This is a genomic window from Aeromonas sp. s10 (assembly GCF_040907975.1).
Lineage (GTDB): Bacteria > Pseudomonadota > Gammaproteobacteria > Enterobacterales > Aeromonadaceae > Aeromonas > Aeromonas caviae.
This window is the reverse complement of record NZ_JBFOCV010000039.1, coordinates 1-2,707: the sequence shown is the minus strand read 5'-3', so window position 1 is coordinate 2,707 and position 2,707 is coordinate 1. Positions and strand designations below refer to the sequence as shown.

The following is a 2,707-nucleotide window of genomic DNA, read 5'->3' as shown; positions in this document are numbered from 1 at the left end:
GAGGTGACCATTACCCATGCCGTCGTGACCCAGCTACAGATCACCCCCGCCGTTTCTTCTCTGCCCGTAGGCTTGAGTGAACAGCTCACAGGGGAGGCCATTCTGTCCGATGGTCAGGTGCTGGATGTCACCACTGACGACGCCGTGAGCTGGCGCTCCAGCGACCCGGCCGTTGCCACCGTCAGCAGCAGTGGCGCCGACAAAGGCAGGATAACCGGCGTCTCCGCAGGGACTGTCACCATTACCGCCTCCGGTGAGGCCAATGGCCAATCCTTCAGCGCGACTGCCGAGGTGACCATTACCCATGCCGTCGTGACCCAGCTACAGATCACCCCCGCCGTTTCTTCTCTGCCCGTAGGCTTGAGTGAACAGCTCACAGGGGAAGCCCTTCTGTCCGATGGCCAAGTGCTGGATGTCACCGCTGACGACGCCGTGAGCTGGCGCTCCAGCGACCCGGCCGTCGCCACCATCAGCAGCAGTGGTGCCGACAAAGGCAGGGTGACCGGCGTGTCCGCTGGGACTGTCACCATTACCGCCGCCGGTAAGGCCAATGGCCAGTCCTTCAACGCGACTGCAAAAGTGACCATTACCAAGGCGGTTGTGGCGGAAGTTCAAATCACCCCCACCGTCTCCACCCTGCCGACAGGCTGGAGTGAACGGCTCACAGGGAAAGTCACTCTGTCCAATGGTCAGGTGCTGGATGTCACCGCTGACGACGCCGTGAGCTGGCACTCCAGCGATCCTGCCATCGCCACTATCCGCAGCAGTGGTCCCGACAAAGGCATGGTGACCGGCGTGTCCCCAGGGACTGTCACCATTACCGCCTCCGGTGAGGCCAATGGCCAGCCCTTTAGCGCGACGGCCGAGGTGACCATTACCAATCTCGTCGTGACCCAGGTACAGATCACCCCCGCCGTTTCCTCCTTGCAGGTTGGCTTGAGTAAACAGCTCAAAGGGGAAGCCCTGCTGTACGATGGTCATCAGTCGATGCTGCTGCTGGATGTCACTGCTGACGATGCCGTGAGCTGGAGCTCCAGCAACCCGTTCGTTGCCATCATCTACAACAGTGGTCCCAACAAAGGCCTGGTGGTCGGCATGTCAGCAGGGACTGTGACCATCACCGCCTCCGGTGAGGCCAATGGTCAGCACTTTAGCGCCACCGCCGAGGTGACCATCACCAACCTCGACGTGACCCAGGTACAAATCACCCCCGCGTTTTCCTCTCTGCCGGTCGGCTTGAGTGAACAGCTCAAAGGGGAAGTCATGCTCTCCAATGGCAAGGAACTCGATGTGACTGCGGATAACGCCGTGAGCTGGAGTTCCAGCGACCCAACCGTTGCCACCGTCAGTAGCAGTGGCACCGACAAAGGCAAGGTGACCGGCGTCTCCGCAGGAACCGTCACCATCACTGCCTCCGGTGAAGCCAATGGCCAATCCTTCAGTGCGACTGCCGAGGTGGAGGTTAAGCCCCCCCTGGCGTTTTTCACTACTCCTGACACGATTGGACGTAACTGGAACGATGCCGATGCCTATTGCAAAGGGCTGAACCCAGCGGCTCGCCTGCCAACCAAACTCGAACTCGAAAACCTGTTTATTCAGAGCTCATCTGTAACGGAACTCGGTCAGCCCAGTGATGACATGTGTGATGTTCACGGGTGGCCCCTGCGAGGCCGATGTGGCGGTAGTACGAACCTCTACTGGGCCAACGATAAGGGCTGGATAGGCCCCTGGCGCACCAACATGAACAATGGTTCTTCCTTCAGCCAAGCCGACGATACCGAAAGCAACCACGTGGCCTGTGTTCGTGAGGATATTTAGCTTTTGTTGCTGGCGCGCAAGCGCCAGCTATATCCGTGCGCCAGGACATCTGCAATACAGCAACGTCCTGCGCCCCCAGTAAATAAACGTCTCGACAGTGAATAGATTACTGGCGGCCACCATCCGCCAACCAACACCTGGCTATTAACGCCGCTCTGATTGAAATCAGATGTTTTGACTGGGCTTATAAGCCCCCCCATCAAAAACATGATTTCCAGCCTGACTGTCACGACGTCCATACATTCATGCGAGCCCTTCAAGGCTTGCGCCAGAAATATAAACCTAGAGGACTTTACCTATGACAAAGATATTACGGTCATATGTCGCCCTGCTTTTTTCATTTTTATTATTGGGTTGTAGTGGTGGCTCAGAGGACACCACCCCCGAGACCTCGCCATCGTTAGAACGGATCCATATTGTTGCCAGCCCGGTCAGCACTCGAGGAAGCAGTTCACTCATCCTGGCAAAAGGTAATACCCAGCCCTTTATGGCAACGGGTCATTACGGCGATGGTTCGGTCAAGGATCTGACGAGTGAGACAAGCTGGCATTCCAGTGACGACCGGATCGCCACCATGTCCTCACCCGGTGCGCTCACCGCGAGAGACGCGGGGACGACCACCGTCACGGCCAGCCACGATGGCATTATCAGCAACACAATCCAGATCACCGTCACCGACGCCGTCCTCACCGCCATCCAGGTCACGCCGCCAAGCGTCTCGCTGGCCAAGGGCCAGACCCGGCAACTGACCGCCACCGCCACCTACAGCGACAACACCACGGTGGATATCAGCAGCAGCGTCGCCTGGCTGCCAGCCGACATCACCACGGCCACCGTCTCCACCACCGGCCTCCTGACCGGCAGGGTAGCGGGCACCACGGAAGTGACT

2 protein-coding genes are annotated in these 2,707 nt (G+C 58.8%); both read left to right on the top strand.

What is annotated here, in order from left to right; translation table 11 throughout:
* Window positions 1-1,818, top strand: a 1,818-nt coding sequence (locus tag AB5Y59_RS13815) for an Ig-like domain-containing protein (RefSeq protein WP_368212164.1), incomplete at its 5' end; no start/stop codon positions are given.
* A 298-nt stretch (window positions 1,819-2,116) separates the two neighbouring features.
* Window positions 2,117-2,707: Ig-like domain-containing protein (locus tag AB5Y59_RS13810; protein WP_368212162.1), on the top strand; the 591-nt coding region annotated here is incomplete at its 3' end.